Origin of the sequence: Paenibacillus solisilvae, assembly GCF_042656405.1 — a bacterium.
Classification (GTDB): Bacteria; Bacillota; Bacilli; order Paenibacillales; family Paenibacillaceae; genus Paenibacillus_Z; species Paenibacillus_Z solisilvae.
The window spans coordinates 37,524-60,431 of record NZ_JBHSOW010000060.1 but is presented as its reverse complement, the minus strand read 5'-3'; the positions used below and the strand labels follow the sequence as shown (position 1 = coordinate 60,431).

The 22,908-nt window shown below is 50.8% G+C and carries 24 protein-coding genes and 1 pseudogene; 12 read left to right on the top strand and 13 right to left on the bottom strand.

The window, feature by feature from the left end; genetic code table 11:
• Nucleotides 1–54: 54 nt before the first annotated feature.
• On the bottom strand, nt 55–888 hold the full coding sequence (locus tag ACFPYJ_RS16460) for an alpha/beta hydrolase (RefSeq protein ID WP_379189264.1): 834 nt from the start codon (nt 886–888) through the stop codon (nt 55–57).
• Nucleotides 889–957: 69 nt separating this feature from the next.
• Nucleotides 958–1,965: an NADPH dehydrogenase NamA gene (gene namA / locus ACFPYJ_RS16455; protein ID WP_379189263.1), complete on the bottom strand. Its 1,008-nt coding sequence runs from the start codon at nt 1,963–1,965 to the stop codon at nt 958–960.
• A gap of 158 nt (nt 1,966–2,123) precedes the next feature.
• Between namA and ACFPYJ_RS16450 the strand changes: the two genes are divergently transcribed.
• The gene (locus ACFPYJ_RS16450) at nt 2,124–2,750 is read left to right on the top strand and encodes an SGNH/GDSL hydrolase family protein (RefSeq protein WP_379189262.1); all 627 of its coding nucleotides are present in this window, start codon (nt 2,124–2,126) and stop codon (nt 2,748–2,750) included.
• A 228-nt stretch (nt 2,751–2,978) separates the two neighbouring features.
• Nucleotides 2,979–3,854: a helix-turn-helix domain-containing protein gene (locus ACFPYJ_RS16445; RefSeq protein ID WP_379189261.1), complete on the top strand. Its 876-nt coding sequence runs from the start codon at nt 2,979–2,981 to the stop codon at nt 3,852–3,854.
• A 37-nt stretch (nt 3,855–3,891) separates the two neighbouring features.
• Here the strand turns inward: ACFPYJ_RS16445 and ACFPYJ_RS16440 are convergent, their stop codons facing one another.
• Complete coding sequence (locus ACFPYJ_RS16440; RefSeq protein WP_379189260.1) at nt 3,892–5,001, bottom strand: glycoside hydrolase family 88 protein; 1,110 nt, start codon at nt 4,999–5,001, stop codon at nt 3,892–3,894.
• A gap of 451 nt (nt 5,002–5,452) precedes the next feature.
• On the opposite strand from ACFPYJ_RS16440, the gene ACFPYJ_RS16435 reads away from it, so the two are divergent.
• Complete coding sequence (locus tag ACFPYJ_RS16435; protein ID WP_379189259.1) at nt 5,453–5,842, top strand: VOC family protein; 390 nt, start codon at nt 5,453–5,455, stop codon at nt 5,840–5,842.
• Nucleotides 5,843–5,944: 102 nt separating this feature from the next.
• On the opposite strand, the gene ACFPYJ_RS16430 is transcribed toward ACFPYJ_RS16435, so the two are convergent.
• The gene (locus ACFPYJ_RS16430; RefSeq protein WP_379189258.1) at nt 5,945–6,595 is read right to left on the bottom strand and encodes a fumarylacetoacetate hydrolase family protein; all 651 of its coding nucleotides are present in this window, start codon (nt 6,593–6,595) and stop codon (nt 5,945–5,947) included.
• A 276-nt stretch (nt 6,596–6,871) separates the two neighbouring features.
• Between ACFPYJ_RS16430 and ACFPYJ_RS16425 the strand changes: the two genes are divergently transcribed.
• Nucleotides 6,872–10,837: an IPT/TIG domain-containing protein gene (locus ACFPYJ_RS16425; RefSeq protein ID WP_379189257.1), complete on the top strand. Its 3,966-nt coding sequence runs from the start codon at nt 6,872–6,874 to the stop codon at nt 10,835–10,837.
• On the opposite strand, the gene ACFPYJ_RS16420 is transcribed toward ACFPYJ_RS16425, so the two are convergent.
• Entirely contained in the window at nt 10,815–11,039 is a 225-nt protein-coding gene (locus ACFPYJ_RS16420) for a hypothetical protein (protein ID WP_379189256.1), read from the bottom strand. The genes ACFPYJ_RS16425 and ACFPYJ_RS16420 overlap by 23 nt on opposite strands.
• Before the next feature lie 266 nt (nt 11,040–11,305).
• Nucleotides 11,306–11,506 (bottom strand): hypothetical protein, encoded by a 201-nt coding sequence (locus ACFPYJ_RS16415; protein ID WP_379189255.1) that lies wholly within the window; start codon nt 11,504–11,506, stop codon nt 11,306–11,308.
• Between the two features lie 125 nt (nt 11,507–11,631).
• Here ACFPYJ_RS16415 and ACFPYJ_RS16410 point away from each other — a divergent pair, with 125 nt between their 5' ends.
• Both ACFPYJ_RS16410 and ACFPYJ_RS16405 read left to right on the top strand, forming a co-directional pair.
• Entirely contained in the window at nt 11,632–13,413 is a 1,782-nt protein-coding gene (locus tag ACFPYJ_RS16410; RefSeq protein WP_379189254.1) for an SgrR family transcriptional regulator, read from the top strand.
• 67 nt (nt 13,414–13,480) lie between these two features.
• Nucleotides 13,481–13,972, top strand: a complete 492-nt coding sequence (locus ACFPYJ_RS16405) for a GNAT family N-acetyltransferase (RefSeq protein ID WP_379189308.1) — start codon at nt 13,481–13,483, stop codon at nt 13,970–13,972.
• Between the two features lie 433 nt (nt 13,973–14,405).
• On the opposite strand, the gene ACFPYJ_RS16400 is transcribed toward ACFPYJ_RS16405, so the two are convergent.
• Entirely contained in the window at nt 14,406–15,392 is a 987-nt protein-coding gene (locus tag ACFPYJ_RS16400; RefSeq protein WP_379189253.1) for a phosphotransferase enzyme family protein, read from the bottom strand.
• Between the two features lie 332 nt (nt 15,393–15,724).
• Here ACFPYJ_RS16400 and ACFPYJ_RS16395 point away from each other — a divergent pair, with 332 nt between their 5' ends.
• The 4 genes from ACFPYJ_RS16395 to ACFPYJ_RS16380 all read left to right on the top strand — a co-directional run bounded on the left by ACFPYJ_RS16395 (nt 15,725) and on the right by ACFPYJ_RS16380 (nt 17,447).
• A complete protein-coding gene (locus ACFPYJ_RS16395) occupies nt 15,725–16,198 on the top strand; it encodes a hypothetical protein (protein ID WP_379189252.1) in 474 nt (157 codons plus the stop codon).
• A gap of 26 nt (nt 16,199–16,224) precedes the next feature.
• On the top strand, nt 16,225–16,515 hold the full coding sequence (locus ACFPYJ_RS16390; protein WP_379189251.1) for an NUDIX hydrolase: 291 nt from the start codon (nt 16,225–16,227) through the stop codon (nt 16,513–16,515).
• Nucleotides 16,516–16,530: 15 nt separating this feature from the next.
• On the top strand, nt 16,531–16,707 hold the full coding sequence (locus ACFPYJ_RS16385; RefSeq protein WP_379189250.1) for an NUDIX hydrolase: 177 nt from the start codon (nt 16,531–16,533) through the stop codon (nt 16,705–16,707).
• A 113-nt stretch (nt 16,708–16,820) separates the two neighbouring features.
• Nucleotides 16,821–17,447, top strand: coding sequence for a zinc dependent phospholipase C family protein (locus tag ACFPYJ_RS16380; RefSeq protein WP_379189249.1), 627 nt, complete (start codon nt 16,821–16,823; stop codon nt 17,445–17,447).
• Between the two features lie 123 nt (nt 17,448–17,570).
• Here ACFPYJ_RS16380 and ACFPYJ_RS16375 read toward each other — a convergent pair whose 3' ends face one another.
• A complete protein-coding gene (locus ACFPYJ_RS16375) occupies nt 17,571–18,266 on the bottom strand; it encodes a class I SAM-dependent methyltransferase (protein WP_379189248.1) in 696 nt (231 codons plus the stop codon).
• 192 nt (nt 18,267–18,458) lie between these two features.
• On the opposite strand from ACFPYJ_RS16375, the pseudogene ACFPYJ_RS16370 reads away from it, so the two are divergent.
• A pseudogene (locus ACFPYJ_RS16370) lies at nt 18,459–18,729 on the top strand (excalibur calcium-binding domain-containing protein).
• A gap of 2 nt (nt 18,730–18,731) precedes the next feature.
• A complete protein-coding gene (locus ACFPYJ_RS16365; RefSeq protein WP_379189246.1) occupies nt 18,732–18,923 on the top strand; it encodes a DUF3658 domain-containing protein in 192 nt (63 codons plus the stop codon).
• A 280-nt stretch (nt 18,924–19,203) separates the two neighbouring features.
• Here the strand turns inward: ACFPYJ_RS16365 and ACFPYJ_RS16360 are convergent, their stop codons facing one another.
• The 5 genes from ACFPYJ_RS16360 to ACFPYJ_RS16340 all read right to left on the bottom strand — a co-directional run bounded on the left by ACFPYJ_RS16360 (nt 19,204) and on the right by ACFPYJ_RS16340 (nt 22,872).
• The gene (locus tag ACFPYJ_RS16360) at nt 19,204–19,758 is read right to left on the bottom strand and encodes a chromate transporter (RefSeq protein ID WP_379189245.1); all 555 of its coding nucleotides are present in this window, start codon (nt 19,756–19,758) and stop codon (nt 19,204–19,206) included.
• Nucleotides 19,759–20,343: 585 nt separating this feature from the next.
• Nucleotides 20,344–20,787 carry a hypothetical protein gene (locus ACFPYJ_RS16355; RefSeq protein WP_379189244.1) on the bottom strand — a complete coding sequence of 148 codons (444 nt, stop codon included), beginning with the start codon at nt 20,785–20,787 and terminating at the stop codon, nt 20,344–20,346.
• A gap of 79 nt (nt 20,788–20,866) precedes the next feature.
• Complete coding sequence (locus ACFPYJ_RS16350; RefSeq protein ID WP_379189243.1) at nt 20,867–21,070, bottom strand: SRPBCC family protein; 204 nt, start codon at nt 21,068–21,070, stop codon at nt 20,867–20,869.
• Nucleotides 21,071–21,197: 127 nt separating this feature from the next.
• Nucleotides 21,198–21,890 carry a hypothetical protein gene (locus ACFPYJ_RS16345; protein WP_379189242.1) on the bottom strand — a complete coding sequence of 231 codons (693 nt, stop codon included), beginning with the start codon at nt 21,888–21,890 and terminating at the stop codon, nt 21,198–21,200.
• A complete protein-coding gene (locus ACFPYJ_RS16340) occupies nt 21,877–22,872 on the bottom strand; it encodes a 2-hydroxyacid dehydrogenase (protein ID WP_379189241.1) in 996 nt (331 codons plus the stop codon). Before ACFPYJ_RS16340 ends, ACFPYJ_RS16345 begins: the two co-directional genes overlap by 14 nt.
• Nucleotides 22,873–22,908: the final 36 nt, after the last annotated feature.

Genomic DNA, 22,908 nt, shown 5'->3' with positions numbered 1-22,908 from the left:
AATGAAAAAGGTGTGCTGCCCGGAGTCATATTCCGACCTCGGACAGCACACCTTTTACTTTTGACTCAGCCAATCTTTCATCTTCTCAAAAACATCCGCGCGTTTGCTCTCATTGTGCAGCTCATGCCGAAATTCCGGCCACTCGATGAATGTGCATAGCGGGCCGACCGCTGCTGCAAACTGCCTGCTGGCATGGATCGACGTTACGCGGTCGGAGCCGCCATGCATAAGCAGCAGCGGGACAGGCCATTCGGATGCGTGCTTTAATGCCCACAGCCCGGCAGTCTGGACCGAGAAGAAGAACCTTGCCGTAATATGACCATGTCCGAGCGGATCGCTGCGGTACATCTCCATCATCATCGGATCGGATGTCAAATGTTCTACATTAAGCGGCCGGTTATTCGTATATCTGGGAAAGACGCGTTCGACGATCCGGCCGACGACCACCTGCAGCGGCGGCGGAGAGAACGCGAGCTTGAGCCACGGCCCGCTGATTATTGCGCCTTTAATAGCCGGCCTGCGCCTTAAGACGTAATTGATTGCGACGTTGCCGCCCATGCTGTGACCAAACAGAAAGACCGGCAGACGGGGGTAGATTCGTGCAGCCTCCGCAAGCATCTCATCGACTCCGGTCAGCAGCGCTTCATAGGATTCGGTGTGTCCCCTCTTACCCTCCGTACGTCCATGCCCGCATTGGTCAAAGCCAAAAACAGAGTAGCCGTTTGCAGTAAACCAATCGGCGACATGCTCATAACGGCCCGTATGCTCTCCCATTCCGTGAACGATAGCGATCACGGCCTTTATTTGCTCCGTATCCTCGGGCTTCCATTCGCAAGCGAACCGGCTCGAGCTGTCGCTGCATCGCAATTCAAACGTTCGGTATGCCATGCTTTCCCCTCTTTCGGCGGCGTATCAGGCAGGCGCTGTTCCATTATTCCTCATCGCAGCGGCGCTTCCCTACCACGCACGTTCGTATTGTTTAGGTGCCGGAATCGTTACGCCAAGCTCCTTGGCAGCGGTGCGCGGCCAGTAAGGATCACGAAGCAGCTCACGGGCGAGGAAGATGAGATCGGCTCTGCCGCTTTGCAGGATTTCTTCCGCTTGATTGCCGCGGGTAATGAGGCCGACGGCTCCAGTTGCGATTTGCGCAGCATTGCGGATTTTGTCTGCGAAAGGAACCTGATAGCCCGGATAGGTGCGCGGCGCGGCAGGCACGAGAGCCCCGGAGCTGCAGTCGATCAGATCGACACCTTGATTCTTCAGCCAAGAAGCAATTTGAACGTAATCGTCAACGTCCAATCCTTCGGGATGATAGTCGCTTGCCGAAATCCGCACGAACAGAGGTCCTTGCCAGAGGGCACGAACGGCGTTCACAATCTCGCTAAGGAACCGGTAACGGCCCGCAGCGTCACCGCCGTACCCATCTTCTCTTGTATTCGATAGGGGAGACAGAAATTCATGAATTAAGTAGCCGTGCGCAGCATGAATTTCCAGAATATCAAATCCGGCTTCGACCGCGCGGCCGGCGGCTTTGGCGAAGGCATCGACCGTTTCCTTGATTTGCTCCTGGCTCATGGCTTCGGGTTGCTGCATCTTATCGTTGAAGGCAATTGCGGAAGGCGCGATGATCGGCCCGTCTATCATGGCTTTCCTGCCGGCATGCGCGAGCTGGATGGCGCTCTTGCTGCCGGCTTCATGGATCAGCTGGACAACCTGCTGCAGACCGCTAATCTGTTCATCGTTCCAGATGCCCAGATCCTGATCGGTGATTCGCCCCTGTGCGGTCACAGCAGAAGCCTCAAGTATAATAAGTCCGGCGCCGCCTACCGCCCGGGATGGATAATGCACAAGATGGAAGGGAGTGATCTTTCCATCTTTATGGGTACAAGAGTACATGCACATCGGCGACATGACGATCCGATTTTTGAGCACGACATTTCTAATTGTAAATTCGGAAAACAGCATGCTTCCACATCCTTCTTTTTTGCTCAGTATATCATAGCGTTCTGATGAAAATAAAATGTTTACCAGAATCATAGCAGCTGCACCGTTAGTTATTTTCAGCTAAAAAAGCGATTACATTTTTCGGATGATGTCGTATAATTACTCTCGGAGGTGTTACGATGACATTAATTGAAAACCAAGCAGTGGTATTATTTCAAGGCGATAGCATTACCGATGGAGGGCGTAACCGCGAGTATGGATGGGATTTGGGTTCAGGTTATGCGAACCTGGCTACCGCTCTGTTCACGAGCAAATATCCGCAGAAGCAGGTTAGCTTTATCAACCGGGGAATAGGCGGCAACCGGATCGGCGATTTGCAGGCCAGATGGGAAGAGGATTGCCTGGCTCTCAAGCCGACTTGGGTATCGATCTATATCGGCATTAATGACACTTGGAGACGTTACGACAGCAATGATGCGACAAGTGCGCAGGACTTTGAAGAGAACTACCGCAAACTTATCGTACAAACGAAGGAAAAGCTGGATGCCAAGATCGTCCTCATCGAGCCGTTCGTACTGCCGGTAAACGACAGTCAGAAGGCATGGAGAGAGGATTTGGATCCGAAGATCCAGGCGGTTCGCGAGCTGGCCAATGAGTTCAAGACGCTGTATGTACCGCTCGACGGCCTCTTCGCGCAGGCAAGCACGCAGACAGGCCCTGCCTACTGGGCACCGGATGGCGTTCATCCGTCACCTGCCGGCAATGCCCTCATTGCGCAAGCCTGGCTGCAGGCGGTTCAAGCTTAAGCCGCCTGACAAAGAACGATAAGAAATCGGCTGATGAATGGTAGGATCCCCTTTTGTCTTCGTCTAACAAAAGGGGATCCTACCAGGAAAGCCGGTCTTTTTTATTTTTCAGAAGGTAAGGTCCCGTTAATCCATGTTGATATATAGGGAAGAACTTTTGGAGTCTCCTAAGGACGACGCAAGGAGTTTCATCCTATATAATGGGTTACATGAAGGGAGCTGTCCCGAGTGAAGAAATCCCCGTTATTGTTTGACCCGAGCAGGCTGGGCGAGAGGACGTTGATTTGGAGATATAGAATCCGGACAGAGAGCGGCTCCTCGGGCTACTACCACTTCCATTCCTGCTGTGAGATGCTGTTCGTTCATGCAGGAGTAGGAAAAGTAATCGTGAATCGTCAAGCCCATGAAATCCGCAGGGGCATGCTGTTCTTCTTTCAACCCTTTGAGCTGCATAATGTATATGCGAATGCGGATCTTGGTCAATCGTATGTGAGGACCCTCATGCATTTTGATGGTTCCGTGATGAATGAGAGCCTTCGTGCATTTCCTGAACGTCATGAGCGATTCATGCAGCTGTGGCAGGGGAACAGCGGCAGCCAGGCCTTTGACCTCAGCAGGCAGACCGAATGGATGGAGCAGGTGTTAGACGAGTATGAACAAGCTGTCCAAGCCGGAAGAGCCGTGAAGCAGGAGGCGCTTACGATGCTCATGCTTCAGCAGCTTGGCATCATAGGTTCGGCGAGCGGGGATTCAGCCGGTGGCACCGGCAGGCTGTCCACGAGGAGAAACCTGCATTATTCGGAAGCCGTTATGCAGTGGATCGAAGCTCATTATTCGGAGGAAGTGACGCTGGAGAGGGTAGCGGAGGCGATCCACCTGTCCCCTTCTTACGTTTCCCGTGTGTTTCGGGAAGAAACAGGCAGCAGCATGATCGATTATTTGACCGCCCGCAGAATGAAACAGGCATGCCGCCTCCTCCAGACGACCCGGCTTCCGGTGGATCAGATTGGAGTAAAGGTGGGCATGCCCAATGTCTCCTATTTCATTCAGTCATTCAAGAAAGTCATAGGTACGACACCGCTTAAATATCGAATAGAAAGCTAGGGAAATCAGCTTCTTGAAGCTGGATCGGCTATTCCTGTTAATACATCCGATGCTTCCAGCCGTTCAGCTTAGCCGCTGCCTCGACGAAGTAGTAGTCACCATAGATGAGCGATCCGTCGACACAGAAGTCAGACGGTTTGGAGCCGGTTCCATGCAGCAGAATCGCCTCGTGATCCGGCTGATCCCACGCGGCATAATGCTTATCGAGCGATTGAAGAATCCGCTCGGCGGCGCCCAGATAGACCTGCTTTTCCTTGGCCGGAACAGCATCTGCAATTTCGATCAAGCCGGAAGCCGCAATGGCTGCCGCGGAGCTGTCGCGAGGCTGACCTTCAAAGGATTCCAGACGGAAGTCCCAATACGGCACATGATCCTCCGGAAGTGAAGCGATGAAGAAATGAGCGATTCGTTTGGCTGCATTCAGGAAACGGGCATCGCCGGTGTTCCGGTACGTATTGGCAAACCCATGGAGTGCCCAAGCTGTGCCCCGGCTCCATGCGGAATCCGCCGCATCTCCTTGCCCGCTTAAATTCTCTATATAGGCGCCGCTCTCGGGATCGAAGCAAATAATATGTTTGGCTGATCCGTCTTCGCGAATGCCATGCTCCATTGTTGTTTCCGCATGCCGGATGGCTATTTGCTTATAACGCGGATCCTTCGTTTCCCGGCTGGCCCAGAATAACAAGGAGATATTCATCATACAGTCCACGATAGCCCAGCCGATTCTGTCCCCATTCCATGCGCGTATGAATTGCCCGGCAGGATTGAAGCGGGAAGCCAAGTAGTTGGCTGCCGTAATGCCTCTTCGTCTGCTGTCTGCATCACCGGTAAGCTGATATTTGATGACAGCGGTTGCAAGGAACTGAAAGCCTACATCATGGTGAAGTCTTGTTTCCTTCGTAAACCACTGCTCCAGCTCCTGATCCCACTTCCATGCGGCCTCTTTGTACAGGGCTTTGCCCGTCATATCATGCATTACCCACAATAATCCCGGCCAAAAGCCGGATGTCCACCAGTCCGTACTGGAATTATCGTATTTGCCGTCCCCGCCGGCGAAGTGGGGCGATTTGTCGCCGATCAGAGCTGTCATTCGTTCCGCTTTGCGATCCAGCCGCTCCAGTAATTCAGACCAATATCCCGTACTCATGTGTATTCCTCCTCAAAGATATTTCATAGCTCCGCCGCATGTCCATCCGAAGAAATAAGCAGCAGAAGAAACGACATCGAAACATTTCAAGCATAAGTGCAAGCATGACTCGATTATAGGACGAAGCTTAGGAGAAAAGTGACGGAGAACCGGGAGGAAATGTTGATATCTTGTCATTCTAGCAGTCAGCAGCTATCCGAACGGAGAACTTGTCCTGTCATCCGGCGCGAATTTACATATTCTGCAATAGAAATGTAATGAGGTTGACATGTAATTTTCAGCTTCCGTTAATATTCGGCGGCTATAATAAGGACAACCCCCCTTTTTAATATAGTTTTTTTTCAGACCCGCAGCCCGTTGCTGCGGGTCTCTTTTTGCCGCTGGATTGACGTTTATAAACGGGGCCCGGATGGTAATAAGGAAGAAAGAGGACAATCGGGAGGCGAATAGGATGAAGCTGCTGCAAATTCGGCTGATGGTAAAGGATTTTAAGAAGAGTGCTGCGTTTTATAAGGATTTACTGGGCTTTACGGTGAGCTATTACAGCGAGGAGCAGGAATATGCGTTGTTTGATACCGGAGAGACGAAGATTGAGCTGCTTGCCCATCAAGCTATTGCGGATATCGTCGGGGAAGCGGGAATGACCCTGGACACGGTGGCTCCTTCGAGATTTCTGCTGAATTTGAGTGTGGAGGATGTCGATGCATCGTTCACGGAGCTGCGGGATAAAGGCATTGAGTTTGTGACGCAGCCGCATGACCGGCCGGAGTGGAGTGCGCGGGTTGCCCATTTTCGCGATGTAGACGGCAATCTGCTGGAGATCTACAGGATGCTGAGCTAGAAGCGGGCAATCATTTCCTCTGCAAAAGCGGACAGACAAAGAAAGACGGGGCAGATGCCGCGTCTTTCTTTGTGTGCGTTCTTAATCAAGCCGTTATTTGAGCTAGACCAGCTCAATCTCAAGCGGGCCAAAGCTTTGCTTGCTGCCCTCCACTGCTGTTTCCCATACTAGCTCAATGATATCGCCATGTTTAACAGGGCCAACCCCGGCAGGAGTCCCCGTGTAGATAATGTCGCCTGCACCGAGGCCATACTGTGTACCTATGTAATTCACCAACTGTTCAAGCGGGAAGATCATATCCTTCGGACTGCCGCTCTGGATAATCTCACCATTCATGCGAAGACTGAATTGAAGCTGTTCGAACGCTTCTGCACCCTTGAAGGCGGTGAAATCTGACAGAACTGCCGAGCCCTTGAAGCCTTTGGCCAGCAGCCAAGGGTGACGCTTCTCCTTCAGCACATTCTGAACATCCCGCGCCGTCCAATCGATGCCAAGCGCCACGCCGTCAATAAGCTGGGTTAGTGATTTTCCCTGCTCATACGGGGCAGCGATTCGCACAACGAGCTCCAGCTCATGATGGATTTCCCCTACGCCGCCAGGCAGCTGAAGCCTGCCCTCGGCAGGATGAAGGGCATGTGTAGGCTTGGAGAAAATCATCGGCTGCCCGGGGACGTCATTTCCGAGTTCCTTGGCATGCAGCGCATAGTTTCTTCCGACACAATAAATATTGCGAATTTGCTCAAAAGCAGCCATTCTTCATCATCTCCTTTTAATCATAGTATAAACCTTTTTGCGGGGTTGATAAATAAAAGCTTCGAGGATATGACGGCATCCTGCAGCATTTTGGATCGGAATGTCGAGGAGAAGGCCAATCGTCGCATTACAAGGGTAGGATAAGCCGCGGTTATTCGGGGATTAGGTTGGATTTTTCTGGTGAGATAAAGATGCTATTATTAACTGGTAATAATTAGTATAATTTCTTGTCGAATCCAGTTTTAAGAAGTCGAAATAATCTTAGGAGGGAATCGAATGGAAAGAGGCGGTACGTTATTTTTACTTAAGAATGATTCGGAGGGTGCTTATGATGGCTCGGTAAGAGGGATATCCATTGCACGGACGGTGAATGCGAAGCCGCTTGAGATGGAGAGGGGGTTTCAGCTGACTAAGGGCTATATTGAACTGGCACGCAGCCCGGATCTGGATCAGCTTCAAGCCTTTACGCTGGAGGCGACGATTAATCCGGATGCCGTCGGCGGTCAACGGCAAAATATTATGGAAGCGCAAAGCCCGTCTGTCGCCTTGTTCATTGAGAAGGATGGCAAGCTGGTCGGCTCTGTCTGCACAGCAAGCGGATGGGTCAGCATTGACAGCGGCAGCACGCTGATCAAAGCGGGCGAAACGGCAGGCGTTCGGTTCATGCGCAATGATGACGGGACGATGGAGCTCCAAATCAATGATCAGACCGTAGGACACCAAACCATTCCAGGCTCAATCCAGAATGTCGGACCGCTCGGTTTCAAGGTTGGAGCGGGTATTGACGGCAAGGTCCACTCCTTCAGCGGACGGGTCAGCAACGTGGTGATCAAGCAGGGCATACTGGATGCAGGCCTACAAATTGCCAGGCAGCAGAAAGCGGCTCAAATCGAGCAGGCGGTGAAGCTTGCGACCGGCAATGGAAATATTAAAGTCAACCTCTTTCCCGATGCGAGCAGGGCACGGCTGCAGCCGATCAAAGATTTAATCAATGCAGCAGGCGTAGAGAAGCTGTCAGATCTGGATACACTCCGCATCACAACAAAGACGGTCATGACACAAGGGAAAATATTGCTGGCCCCCCGAAAAAACAACGTCAGGCAGATCGATTGGGGAGCTATTGCCAAGGAGTTCACCGCTGCAGCCAATAAAGATCTGCTGCGTGAGAATCTGGCGAAATATATGATTAACCGAAACAGCTCGCCAACCTTAAAGCGGCTGACCGCTTCCATTTCAATTCCGATACCGACAACGGCAACGACTACGACTACGACTACCAATCCCTCCACGAATCCTTTTATCGTACCATCAGGACCGATTCGCCAGCCTATTCATGTAAACGCTGCCAGCACGAACACAGTTCGAGGGGGCCTATCCGGCGGAACCGTGAACCGCACCGGCGTTCAGCTTCCGACTCAGGTGCTTCGCGAGAGTCCTGTACTTCGCAGATTCAAAGATGCTTCAACCATATCCGACCTCATTAGCATTAAAGACAACAGCAAGATTGAACTTCGTGACCAGGGCATTTTTGACAAGCTTGAAGCGCGCGTGCCTAGCTCCTGGCCGGAAACCTCCCAGCAAACTTCACATCTGTACTCGCTCAAAACCATTCCGCTGACAAGCGCTGTAATCATTGCCAATACGCTCGATTTAACAGACACGCAGCTTGTCATCGAGCCCAATGTCACGACCTGTTATATCATCGCGGAGAAAATCATCTGCGGCAACAACGCCAGCATCACCTGGCGCAGGCCTGGCGGCTCGACGCCTCCAAGGCAGGATAATCCCGACCTTAACGGACGCGGCTGGTCAGGCATTCACACGGCTGAGGGTTCCCGCGATGGTCTGAGCGGTGAAGATGGCCGTGCAGGCGATCCGGGGATTGAAGGGGCCAAGGGTGCACAGGCCCCGAATCTTGAGATATGGGTCAAGGATATGTCCGGCATGCCGAATATTGATCTGAATGGGGAAGATGGACGCAAAGGCGGCAGAGGACAGCACGGCGGACGAGGCGGTGACGGTGCGGATGGACAGGGCGGAGAGATCTTCTGGCTGTTCGGCTGGCACTGCTATACCGACCCGGGTGACGGCGGTGAGGGCGGCGATGGCGGCAATGGCGGGCGCGGCGGGCGCGGCGGCAATGGCGGGACCAGCGGCAATATTACGATCGGCGTTCTTGATGGGACATTAGAGTCGACGGTAACAAACCGCGCCTTCAAGCTGAAGAACCAAGGCGGTCAGCTTGGCCGCGGCGGAGACGGCGGAAGCGGCGGATCACCGGGGTCCGGCGGACGCAGCGGTGTCGGCGAGTACTGCAAGGATGCGCGCAACGGCAGAACCGGCGCTCAAGGGCAGCCAGGCAATCCGGGAATTGATGCCGCTTACGACGGCATAGACGGCTCGCTGCAGTTCCTCGAATTCTCCGAGGATGCCTGGGAGGATTTGCTGAAGCGTCCATGGTTATCCGAGATCACCCCTTCCCAAGCTTTTCCGGGCGATAAGATTACGCTGCGCGGCAGCCATTTTACAAGCCATGACAGGGTTCTGTTCGGCGGGGCTGTGCTCGTGCCGACCGTGAATGCGGATGAGAGTATCTCGGTTAATATCCCTATTGATGCGGAAGGCGGGAATAAGTCCGTTTATGTACGCCGGGAGGACGGCACGGAGAGCAACCGGTTAACGCTTCGGGTTAAGCCGCAGCTCGATCTGTTCAACATTACTCTTACCCCTGGCGCGACAATTGCCCTCACGGGACGGGCGTTCCTCGCCGGAGCTTCCGTGCTCATCAATGGGGCGGCGACACCGGCGACCGTCATCAACCGCAATCAGCTGAATTTTGTCATGCCGGGTAATGGCGGAGCAGGCAATGCCGGAGGAACAGCCAGCCTGCAGGTGCGTAATCCAGACGGCTTGGTCAGCAACAGCCGAACCGCGTCGATCCCGCGCGTACTGGAGATTCCTTTCACCTATGGCCTGCATAATCTGCCGTTTGGCAATTTTACGGATGGTATCCCAAGCTGGAGCACGTATGAGGATACATATGGCGCAGCAGAGGTATGGCATGAGCAGCTTGACCCGGTGTTCGGCCATCCGATTCTGACTGCGGCTTTCTACGGCTTCTACCACTATTTCCTGAAAGGAAAAGCGAATGGAGGTTTGGCCACCGGTTTCTGTACGTCTCTGGCAGCTCTAGTGGCAGACAATTTGTGGCAGGGCCGCAATGATACGCATACGCTTACAAAAGCCGGCCTTCATGAGTTCCTGACCGCCATTCATGGGCGGCTCTTAAGCCGTGAGAGCTTGATTCACTTCCATGATCAAGGCCGTGAAGGACTTGCGCGGGTGGAAAAAACGTATCGTGAGATTGAAGCGACCTTCCTGCGCGGCGTCGACCGCGATAATGCGCCGCTCCTGTTCTTCATTCCATCCGGGGCGATATGGGATTCAGGTTACATGGATAAGCTGAGTGACTCGCACTGCGTGATGCCTTATAAATTCGTCTATCCGCCGGGCCATCCAGGGCCGCAGTTATCGGCTAACGGGTCGACGACGATTACGGATTTGGATGGGGTTGAGATGTTCGTGTGGGACTGCAACCGCCCGGATTCCCCGAACTGCAAGCTTGTATTCCGGCGCAGCGGCGGCTCGTTCGTCTTTGATTATTTCCCGGATTCGGCTGCCGCGAAGTTCCGCAGCAGCGACGGCATTACGCTGGGTACGATGACGAACGGCCAGTATCTGCTGGCTGACCATGATCTGCCTTTCAGCGGACCGCTCGGGCTTACCCGCTTCGTCATCGATTTCCTGCTCTCTCCGGCAGACCTGCAAATAACGGATGAGAATGGCTTAACGGCAGGGCGATTCGGCACGGAAATTCGCTCCGACATTCCGGACAGCCATCCGTTCTACTTAGTGCCGGGCGCTTATATGCTCCCAGAAAATGTTGCGTTAACCCGCAAAATCGTGGGCAACGGCTCGGGTACGTATACGTATAATTCGGTGCTGCCGAATGGATTATCCGTTGTGATATCCGACGTAACGACACAGGCTGGCCAACAGGATGTCCTGTCGACCAATGCCGACTACTCGCAGCTTCGGTTCACGCCTGGTGCGGACCGCAATTTCACGATGACGCTTGCCCGTCAGGTCGGCGATCAGGTGAGAGCTGTAGCGATTAAAGGACTGGGCGGCGGACCTGGACATTACACTGTCACCGGAATTATCGCTGGTTCGCATCGGTAACCGCAGCGGCCAGCAGACCGTTGATGTCCGTGCGTTCACTGTAGATAAGCAGTCGAATACACCGCTCAATGATCAGGTGGCTGCTGTACTTCTGCCTGCAAACCATGATTTGGTTGTGGCTGTTCCGGATTGGCATGCGCTCGATATGATTGTTCAGGCGATCAGCTTCTCGTAAGGAGTAGTCAGGCTGCGGCGGGCTCATTTGCTTGCTGCAGCTTCACGGGGATTTGAAGTGAGGGAAGGATCATCTCCATTTCATTAATGGGGGAGGTCCTTTTTCTTTTTTTGGGGAAGGACGAAGCTAAAGTCAAAAGCTAAAATCAAAAGCATGTGACACGCTCCGCAGCAATCGGCCTTCAGCCGCTGTTAAACTCATTCAGCCTGATTAGGGCGACTGCGGTCGCTGAACAAGTTTAAAGGCGGCACGTAAACTTTCCGGCTCGATTACCCGGAAGGATATTACCCCGATCATCCGAAAGGATGGGAAGCAGAGGATTCGCATGGCGGAAGCGGCTCACTCTTCTTACGTGGCTTTGCTTTTAATAAACCCCAGAAACGGCGGCGATCCGCGTTGTCTGATCGTATGAACTCACCCCCGCATGCGCGTCTCTTAAGTTCCGCCTCCCGGTACTGCATCAATTTTGTTGCAACATAATCATGGATAAGCATGGTACGATTCCTCCTTGTGCCACTTCGCGATGGCTCTTCTATTAGCTTCATTATGGGGTCGTTAAAAGGGGATAAAAAGAGTATAATCTGACTCATATATTTCCCCTTTTAAGGAGGAAGCTGATATGCAGCAGCTGTTCGAACGTTATTTGGCCTTACATTTGAAGTTTGCAAATCCCGGCGCTGGAGCGGAAGGATGCCTGGTTTCGCTTGAGGAGCTGTCTGAAGCGCTCTTCTGTACCCCGCGCAATGTGAAGCTCATTATTCGCAAGCTTGAGGAAGAAAAGATGATTGTCTGGCAAGCCGGCCGCGGCAGGGGCAACCGGTCAACGCTTACGTTCTTAATAGACAGGGAGAAGCTTTTGCTTGATAGGTCTGAGCAGCTTGCGCAGAAAGGGGAGTATAAACAAGCGTTCGAGCTGCTGCAGGCTTATGGTGAAGGGACCTCGTCGCGGAGCCGGTTCGTGGAGTGGTTGAACGGACACTTCGGTTACCGTTTGACACAGGATCATGACGGTCATTCCGATATGCTCCGGCTGCCCGTCTACCGTCCCATTCTAACGCTGGATCCGAGGGAGCTGTATTATGCGTTCAGCGCCCATCTGGTCAAACAGCTGTTTGACGGACTGCTGCAGTATGATCACGTTAAGGAGCGGGTCGTTCCAGCTCTGGCTCATGCCTGGGAGCATGACGAACAGGGGAAAGAGTGGATCTTCCATCTTCGCAAGGGTGTGTGGTTTCACCATGGCAGGGAGCTTGCAGCTGAAGATGTCGTATACTCACTGGAGCGGCTTCGCGAAGGCGGCACTTCCAGTTGGTTTGTGCGTTTCGTGCTCCAGGTCGAGGCGATAGGACGAAGAAGCATTAAGGTTACACTTGACCGCCCCAATTGGTTGTTTCCCAGATTCCTATGCGCCTCGGGAATGGTTATCGTGCCGCATGATCTCGTGGAGGAGGATGTGGAATTCTGGAAGCATCCCGTCGGGACGGGGCCTTTCCGCTTTGTTGAGTGGACCGAAGACCGGTTCACCTTGGAGGCTAACCCTGCTTATTATCAAGGAAGAGTGCATCTTGACGGCGTAGTTATTGTCATCATGCCGGAGGATACATCAATCTATTCCAAGAGCTGGAAGCAGCTTCTATACGATAATCATCCGCAGGATAACCCGCCAGGCCATGACTGGCAGGTCGTGGAGCATTTGTGTAATGGCTGCAGCCTGCTCACCTGGAACATGAGGAAGGATGCTCCTCAACAATCGGCTGCCTTCCGCAGCGCGTTCGATCTCCTCGTTAACCGCACCCGAATGATTCAAGAGCTTGGAGAGGACCGCAAGTATCCAGCCCGCGGGTTTCAACCTAATCATGCAAACCTCGCTGAGGATTATTCTTATCATCCGGAGCAAGCAGCAGAGCTGCTGAAGGAATCCGGCTATAGCGGTGAGACGGTACGCATTGGCACATATGGCATTCATGTCCAGGATGCGAGGTGGCTGCAGCAGAATCTTGCTTCTTTCGGCATTAACATAGAGGTTCAAGCAGAGACATGGCAAACGATCAGAAACCCGGATGTACGCAGCGGCGTTGATGGTCTGATCTATTGTGTCGTGTTGGCAGAGGATGAGGTGTGCTTAATCGAGACTTATGAACAGCCGGGAAATTTTCTTCGGGAGCATCTTGATCCCCGTCTGAGAGAATGGGTGAAGGGTAAGATTGACCTAGTGCTTGGCAGCAGGGAGGCTGAAGAGCGGTGGAGGCTGTTGGCCGAAATCGAGGATAAGCTTCGGGAGGAGACACATGTCATATTCCTGCTGCACAAGAAAGTCGACACCTTCTACCATCCGACGATGAGAGGCGTAGGCGTAAATTCATTAGGATGGATCGACTTCAGGGAAGTCTGGCTGGCTTGAATAAACGGAGGTGAATATAGTGGCTGCTAATGTGACGATCGAACAATTAGATTCCGTGCAGGAGCATATGGACGAGCTTGCGGAACTGCTCATCCTCGTCGTAGAAGATGGTGCGTCGATTGGCTTTTTACCGCCTTTGACACTTTCAGAGGGAGCAGCCTATTGGGAGAATGTACGGCAGCCTGAAGTGGTCCTGTACGTCGCCCGAATAGATAATCAGATCGCCGGGACGATCCAGCTTCATCTATGCGCCAAGCAAAATGGTCGTCATCGGGCGGAAATTGCGAAGCTGATGACACACCCGCACTTTCGGCGTAAAGGGATCGCGCGTGCACTGATGCAGGTTGCTGAAGACAGAGCCGTACAGGAGGATCGATCGTTACTCGTTCTCGATACAAGAGAAGGCGACCCTTCGAATCTGTTGTACACTTCAATCGGTTATGTTCAAGCTGGACGGATTCCAGACTTTGCACAATCTGCGAACGGTGAGCTGCATGCAACGATTCTCTATTATAAGCTCATGGAAAAAATTGGCTTTCCGTTATCCGAACCACATTAGACTATGCAAGGTAAAAGGTTTCTCTGGGGGATTAAGCGATATTGCTTGATCCTTTTTATTGTAATCAATGGAAGAAAGACGAGGATGGCTTAGGAGGCTATAAAAGTAGTGCAAGTCCGAATGAAGTCCGCGTAGACGTATTTAATCGAGATGTATTTGGATTTGGGCGGGAAATGGTTTTCGCTGGGCTCGGATGCACACAGCCTGAGCAATTACGAGTTAGGTTTCGGTCAGGCGACCGAGCTCTTGAAATCCTATGGTATTCGTGAGATTGTTCAATTCCGCAGGCGTGTTCCTGAGCTTGTAGTGATTTAATGATGCGGAATCGCGAGAAGGTCTTATCGTTAAAGAGCAAAGGAATGGGTAAAATGCCCATCTCTTTGCTCTTTTACGATAATCCGTTAGTGGAGGTCATTCGTTGATTGATGTTGGATTAGAAATAGCCTTCAATTATGGGAATTTCATTCTCAATTCTAATTCGGCTTTGGGTTAAAAAATCAGTCGTCCATTGATCCAGCTTTGACATATCGAAGCTCCGGTGCATGCCGGTATAGACAATGATCTCCCGCAGTCTAAGGAAGAGCGGGATTTGCCTCCATTCAGAATCTGAAATATGGCTTTCCAGCAGGTATCCTTTCATGAAAGGCTCCATGAATCGCTGACACTGGAGCATCCGCTCCGGGATGCTGTCATCTCCATACACATAGACCATATAGTAGAGCTGGATCGCAATATCCTCCACAAACCAGCTGTACTGACACTCGTCGAAATCAAACATCGTAATGGCCCCGTCATTAACCGTAAAGTTACCGACATTAATGTCCCCATGAATGAGACCATATGAATCCGCATTATGGGAGAGATTCTTCAGATCATCCATAAGCCGATTACAGCTGTCATGGACTGCAGCCTGGCTGGCAGGGATGAAGCTTGTTCGATTCAGCAGATAGTCATTATACGTCCAGTCATGTCTTTTATGGAGGGGGTGGAAGTCTCTGGCCAGTTTGTGCATCCGCCCTGTAATCCTGCCGCAGTTCTCAAACAATCGGATATCATGCAGACAATCCGGATAAGTGGACTTTTGCCCGGGTGCTTTATCGAAGGAAACAACATTAAAGAATGAATCTGCTCCTTGCACGACCTCAACAAGGCGACCATGAGCAGAAGGGATGGGTTTCGATACAGCAACGCCATTATCGCTTAAATATAGGAGCCATTCGAGTTCAGCTTCAACCATTGCCGTTGTCCGCAGGGAAATAGGGGTGAATCGTAGAATATATGCCGATTGATTCCGCTGAAACGCATAGATGAAATTTTGGAAGCCGCCGATAAAGGATAATTCATCTGTCATCAATCCGTATCGATGACAGGCCTCTCTTACAATGCCGTCGTTGAAAGAGGCTTTAGCTTTAATGTCCATGCTGTCTCTCCTTTTCTTATTTCAGCCAAGAAATGGTTGCCGTTCTAAGGGGTATAACGATATATTCCACTTTAAGTTATGTTTTCCTTCAGGCACAGCAGTGTGGAATGATTGCCTGCCTGTTGGGTAGGATGCTGATGGATTCCTAACCCTGCTGGGAAATGGAATAATTTTGGCAACTTATTCGAGATGAGAAACGTTATACGTGTGTGAGGTGATTTGAGATGCGCATACCTTTTTTAACCGCATTAATAACCGTAACTCTTGTATGCACGGGCTGAGGAACGAAAACGGGAAATGATAACAAGAACGCTGAACCAGCTGAGGTTGAGATGCTTAACAAGCAAAGTGCAGAAGCTGTTCAAGGGGATTTTATCTATCGTCTGGTTACGGAGAAAGCAGAGTATCGCGAAACCGAAGCAGTAAAGATTTATGGAGAGTTAGAATATATGGGCGACAAGGAATCGGTCACTATTTTTCATGCCGCATCGCCGTTTTATTTTCCAATAACGGAGAAAACAAGAGATTATGAAATTGCTTACAATATGAACACACCCTTAATAAGCACCGTTCTAAAAAAGGGAGTACCTCTGCGAGAACAATACAAGGGAGGCGGCGGGTACGATGAACATGATGATAAGAACTATATTGCATTCATACAAGACCTAAGGGATATGCGCTTTCCGGGCGGTTATTATGTCGCGGCTGGCTTTGCTGATTTCTATGTACAGTCTAAGATCGGTAACGAAGAGAAGCAAGAAGATTTTCATATCAAAGCCCAAATTGATTTTTCTGTCAAAGAATAGAACTTCTGAAAGGTTGGGATGGATCCATGTTCTTCGTTAATTCCCGTGCAATCATTGAACGGACTCAAGAGGAAGCAATAGAAATCGTAGTTCAGACGCGAAATAAGCCAGGTGGGCCTCAGAGGCTTGAGCTTCCTGGCGGAAGAATCGAGCCTTATGAATCCTTCCTAGCCGCGCTCATAAGGGAGGTTAAGGAAGAGACAGGCCTCGATGTAGTCGAAATTGAAGGGGAAGAGACGAGGATTGACACCGTTGGTATCGATCCGGATTTTGAAGTGGAATGCATACAACCATTCGCTGTTTATCAGACCGTCTAAGGGCCGATTGATTCATTGGGAGCGTATTTCCGCTGCAGAGCGGAAGGGGAATTATTGGAGGCAGGCGATGAAACGAAGCATATCCGGTGGATTCCGGTAGATGAACTGAGAAGACTGATGAATGAGGATCCGCTGCAGTTCTCGGATGTGGACCGGGCGGGCATTATATATTACCTCAAAGCCGGCAAATGAGTTAAGAAGTTTGAATCCAAATGGAGGTCCACTGGCCGCTGAACAGGTAAAAGTCACAGAAGTGATAAGCCATAGCTATTTATCACTGAATGGATTGGGAAAGAGGGGACGCCATGGGATCGAGAATTATGCATTACTGCATAGCTTCCCTGCTGAGCGAGAGGCTGGGTCTTACGAATGTCCGTGAATTTCTGCTTGGCGGAATCGCACCGGATATTCATGCCTTTATGGAGGTTACTAAGCCCAAACGCGTGACTCATTTCGTTGATGTAGACGAGCATGGGAAAGGCCGTATCAATGTGCTGCGATACTACAATACCTATAAGGAGTTCGTCCATGAACCCTTTTATCTGGGTTATTTATGCCATTTAATATCTGATGTGGTTTGGTCAGACATGTACGATACGTTCATTCAGAATATGTCCATGGAAGAAAGAAAAGAAACGCTGCAAATTTGTTACCGGGATTACTGGAGATTAAACGGCAGATTAATCAATCATTACGCATTGGACCATAAAACGCTTCCCATATCCAGAGAGATAACAATAAATGAGGTTCATTTTAATTCCTATTTACCTGCTTTGCTTGAGTGGCTGCAGAAGGATTTCTCCTTTGATGAGGAAGTTGCCAGCCAGACACTTGAGCTCTTTCAGGATGACAATACTCAGATTATCGAATTCATAGACAGCTCCGTACAGAAGAGTCTGGCATTTATAAATGAACAGCGTTTGCTTGGGTAAAGAATCTGGGGTGGAGAGGGAATATGTACGGACCGTATTATGACCAGAATTTGGTGATATCCGCATCAAGCGTGAACGAATAATTGAGGATTCGAGCAGGTACAATCGTGCCTGCTCGTTTTGTCACGCTAACGGACTTCCCTTTCGAGCGTACAGTACAGCAAAATTAAAATATTTATACACGCAGTCAACCTCTGTGAAGCCGGCTTGACCGAGCCAGTTCAGCTGCGCGGCCAGAGGTGCCATTCGGTCGAGCTTGGTTCGTTCGTAAGCGGAGGTGAGCTCTTCTTGGGTAAGGCCGCTCGCTTCTACTTTTGCCTTCCAGTCCTCTTTGTATAAGGCATCTACAAACGGGGTATGTCCAAGAACTTGGTCCGCATTGATAAAGATGCCGTTTTCTCTCAGATTGGTGTAGACGGTTTGGTACAATTGGGCTTTATTCGCATCCGTCAGGTGGTGAATGGAGAGGGCCGAGAGAATAATATCGCATGGCCCGGATGTATGGAAGCAGGTATAATCGCCCAGGACGAAGCTGACATTCGGGTATTGGGCAAGCCGAAGCTTCGCAAGGTCCAGCATTTTCTCGGAAATATCAATTAAGGTGACCTTCGCGGCAGGGTACTTCTGGAGAAGCAGGGAGGATAACAGCCCTGTTCCGGCACCCAGATCTAATACAGCCGGGCTATCCGTAGAAGCATCTGCTAAAGCTATAGCGGTGTCATAGAAATCATCGAAACAAGGAATCAGCTTTCTCCTTTGACTGTCATAAGCAGCGGCTGCGGCATCGAATCTGCTGCTAACCTCATTTTGGTTGTCCATTCACTCCGCCTCCAGTGAGTAATCGTTAATGGTATTAATGTCAGTGTAGAGGGAAACCGTTTATTCGTAAAATATATAATAACTATCAGTATTATAGATAACAGCTATATATTGGGGGACTGGAATTTGTATAAGTATTCTGTGTTATATGGTTAAATATGAGAGATACAACTAGAGAGGAGACTGTAGGTCATGAACAAAACCGCTGCCATCGTCTTATCATTTGGATTACTCTTGGGTCTTTCTTTCCATTGGGCTCAGCCTATAGAAGCCAAAACAGCAGCTAAAATTTATAAGAACTGTACCGCAATGCATAAGGACTACAAAGGGGGCGTCTCCCGTTCAGCTTCCGCCTAAGAATAAAGGCGGCAAGACGAAATATAAACCTTTTGTATCTCAAGAGCTGTACGATGCTAACAAAAAGAGCGACCGCGACAAGGATCTCATCGCTTGTGAGCAATAGGGATGCTGGAGGAAGAATCCGAGGACGATTTTGTAAGAGCAGGCCGCGTAATAGCTAAGATCTGCAGTAATCTGCATCAGCTTGTTGGGGACTCATTCATTCAATATCGGATGTGGACATTAATAAGCAATGGAGTGCTTGCCTTTAAAGGGCTGCCATTTGCCTTATATCAATACTGCGTTCGAGTGGTATGACATGCTCACCTTTATTGCAGGGAGCATTCAGTCATTCTAGCTGCCTCGGTATGCATTCAGGTTTATTAGGGCTGTCATTTAAGTGTGACTAAGCGCAGCAGCAATCGAGCTGGAAAGTTTACGTGCCGCCTTTAAACTTGTTCAGCGACCGCAGTCGACTAATCAGGCTGAACGAGTTTAACAGCGGCTGAAGGCCGATTGCTGTGGAGCGTGTCGCATGCTCTTGACCTCAAGCATGCTCTTGACCTTAAGCTTGGCTCTTGAATTAACCTGAAACAGCCTACCCCCGCAGGAAAATGCCCCCGATAATCAGAGAACCGATAATCCCATAAACCGCGCTCAGGTTCAAATAATTCACCAGAATGAAGTATCCGGCAGCCAGCAGGAATGGAATGAAACTAATCACACCCGGCGAAGTTTTCAGCGCGAACTTGGCAAAATCATACGCAAGCATCGCCATCATCACGAAGATAATCGGCTGTATACCGCGAATCATGCCTTTAATAATGGGGTTATTTTGCAGCTTCGACATTACGCCGACGAGCACGATCATCAATAACGCGGTAGGCATAACAACAGCGGCAAGCGCAACTGCAGCACCGGCCCAGCCGGCGATTTTGAATCCGATATAGGCAGCCAGCTTCGTTGCAATCGGTCCAGGCAGGGAATTCCCAAACGCCAGCGCATGGCCGAAATCCTCGGTTGTCATCCACTTCATCCGGCTCACGACTTCATTCTCATAAAGCGGGATAATCGAAGGGCCTCCGCCATAACCCAGCATGGTTGCCCGGCCAAAAGAAATAAATAACTTCAGCAGTTCATTCCACATATTCATCACGATCCTTTTCCTAATCAATTTCGCCGAGTGCAGCAGCGGGCCAGACCGACCCTGTTCATTCAAGTTGTAATTTATTAAACGAGTTAAATTACGTTATGAAGTTTATTATGGAAATAATACATCGATACGTAATTATTTTCAATGATTTTATTTCACAGTCATTAGCAATTTGATCCTAACAAAGGCAGTACGGTTGACAGCAGACTCGAATAAACTGTCGAACCTGTTTCTATTTTTCAGACTATTAGAACTAGAGGCAATAAGCCGAACTAACCATACCTGCATAATTATACGATTCGGCCTGGAACCGGTACAGCTATGTGCTGAATAATCCGCTGCGCTATACCGATCCGACCGGCCATTTCTGGGAGGAGGTCGGGGAGTGGTTCGAGGATAACTGGAAGCAGGTTGTCGCAGCGGCCGTGGTTGTGGCAGTCATCGTTCTTGCGGTCGTGCTGGAAGTTCCTAGTCGACAATGATCTCGCCAAGGCAAGTAAAAGCGGTACGTTCAGCAATCCATAATGGTTGTTCGAAAAGGCACTCCCCTGTAGAATCATCTGCACAAGGGAGCGCCCTTTTTGATTATTCGCGGGCATCGCGGCCTACAATCTGCTTCGTTGTAAGATCGATATAAATGCCAATGGGGAATAACATTTCATCCGCAGTCGTACGGAATGTTACCTTATACACATCAGCGGAATCGCTGATCGGTTGCTCGGTCACCATGATCGGTGATGAATAATCGCCGGGGTCTACTTTCTCAACCACGGCCCGCTTCCAATTTCCCTTAACTGTCGTTTTAACTTGTTCAGCTAAGCTGTCCCAAGCGATTTGTCTTAATTCATTCTTATAGCTGGCGTTGCGATTCTCTTTCGGAGCAGGGGGAGCGGCTTCTGCAGCTGTACGTAACGATTGCTTCTTACTGCCGTCCTCATTCGTTTCTTGAGAATTACCGCAGCCTGATACGGACAGGCATAGGATTGCCAGCATAGCACCTTTAACAAAGAGATAAAATAACGGTCTCATCGTTTTGACCTCCTCTGCATATACAGACGATCACAAAGAAATGATGTTGCACCTCTTAGTGATGTTCATGCGAGCAAGTTCATGTGAGGATCAAGCGATTGTGGACCTGGGATTTCAAATTTTCACAAAAGAAAAAGCTGCCGCTTGGCAGCCCTTCATTTTTCCCCTCGATCTTCGCCAAATTCGCCTCCAAGCGATCAAAGTTCTGCTCGTTCCCATCGGGGGCATAGGTCCAAGCCTCGAATAGGCGCTCGCGTGGAGTGTTGAAAATACGGGTATTCACGATTTCATTGTCTGCCTGGCCGGCTGCCTCAATCTCAGACGCCGGTATCCCTCCAAAATGGAATCTTTTTCATTTCTTGATAGCCTTCGTATAGCAGCCAGGCTGCGCCATAGTTTCTCTCCAATTGCTATCCTTCACCGGATTGTTCCTCAGAGACAGCCGCTGCGGCGCTCCCCCTGAAAGCCGACAGATAAAAGCCGATCATCAGCCAAACGGAGCTGAATAAGGAGAGTACGGCAAGCAGCTCGATGATCTCCTCCATGGATTGTTCGAACCGTTCGGTTGCTTTCGACATTTTGGAGACATCCAATGTATCCATGCCGACGGCAGTGGCGAACAGTATTGCTGCGATACCCAGCCATATGAGCGCGGTGCGCCTTACGCGATATACGCGGTAGATCGGAATGACGAAGGCAAGGGCGACCACTGCATACATCAGCAGGATGAAGTCGCCGGCTTCCATCCAAGGGAGTATTTTAATACCGGCTGGTTTCAAGTAATGATCCCGAACCCGCTCATGAAAGGCGAACCGTTCATCCATCATGAGGAAAAGAAAAGCGCCGGCTAACATCAGCCAAGTCAAGGCGTGCCGTCTCAGGCCCTCCTGTATATATAGAAGCGTGAAACTTAGGAGCGCAAAGAGCACGCAGCCGAACCAGATCACGCTCTGCAGCCAGGTCATCGGAGTTTGCTCGGAGGCGATGTACACCCAGTAGCTGGGCCATTTTAACGCAATCAGAAGGACGACGAACAAGCTGCACAGGGTAAAAGCGCAAATAAGCAGGGAACGCTCTATCTTCGCTAATCTAGCTGGATTCAAGGGCATGGGAACCTCCGCCTCCAGTCACGACATGCTGTGGATTATCCGTCAACAGGCCAATAACATGGTCAACCCAGGTGTCGTAGCCGCGATCAATCACTTCTTGTGAGTACCAGGCGGTATGGCCCGTCTGAAGGATGCGCCCCTCTGCGATCAAGCGCTGTGCCGCCGCATCCTCGGCTAAGGAGAAACGGTCATCAAGGGCGTAGCCGCGCAAATGGCCTTGCGCAATAACTTGTATAACAGCTGCATCATCGACCAGCGCCGAACGGGACACATTCAGCAGATAGGCTCCGCTCTTCATCTTCTTCAACTCCGATTCTCCGAAGCTGAAGGTTCCCTGCCATGCCGCAGGGTAGTGGAGGGAAACGATATCGGAGGAAGCGAGCAGCTCCTCGATGGATACTCTCACCACATCTCCCGCATCATCTGCTTTGGGGTCATAGCCCAGCACCCGCATGCCAAAGGCCTGAGCCAGCTCGGCAACATAGCCGCCGATTCGGCCAAGACCGATCAGGCCTATTGTCTTGCCGCGCAGCTCCCAGCCCTTCACGGATGTACCCGCCGGAACCCGGCCTCTTACCCGGTCTTGGCTCAGATGAATGCGCCTGGACAATGTGAGCAGCATGCCTATCGTATGCTCAGCAACCGAAACCGTCGAATACTCGGGCAGGTTGGAGAGCTGGATCCGGTTATCCTCCAGCCACTGCACATCGATATAATCGACACCGGTCGCAAATACGGCAATTCCTTTCAGGCGCGGCAGCCGGGCGAGCCATTCCCGTTCTATAGAAGGCACGGAGCGGGGAGTAAGTCCGGCCACATCCGTATCCTGCAGGAGGGTAATTAATTGATCATGAGAGAGTGGGTGGAGAGCTTCAACATACGAAATGGTACCGGCCTCTTCCAAACGCGCCTGCTGCTCCGGTGAGAAGGTTGCCCTTCCTTGTGCAGTAATGAGCACGGCTTTCTTTCTGTGCATCGATTATCAACCCCGTCTCTTATAGATATGAACGAC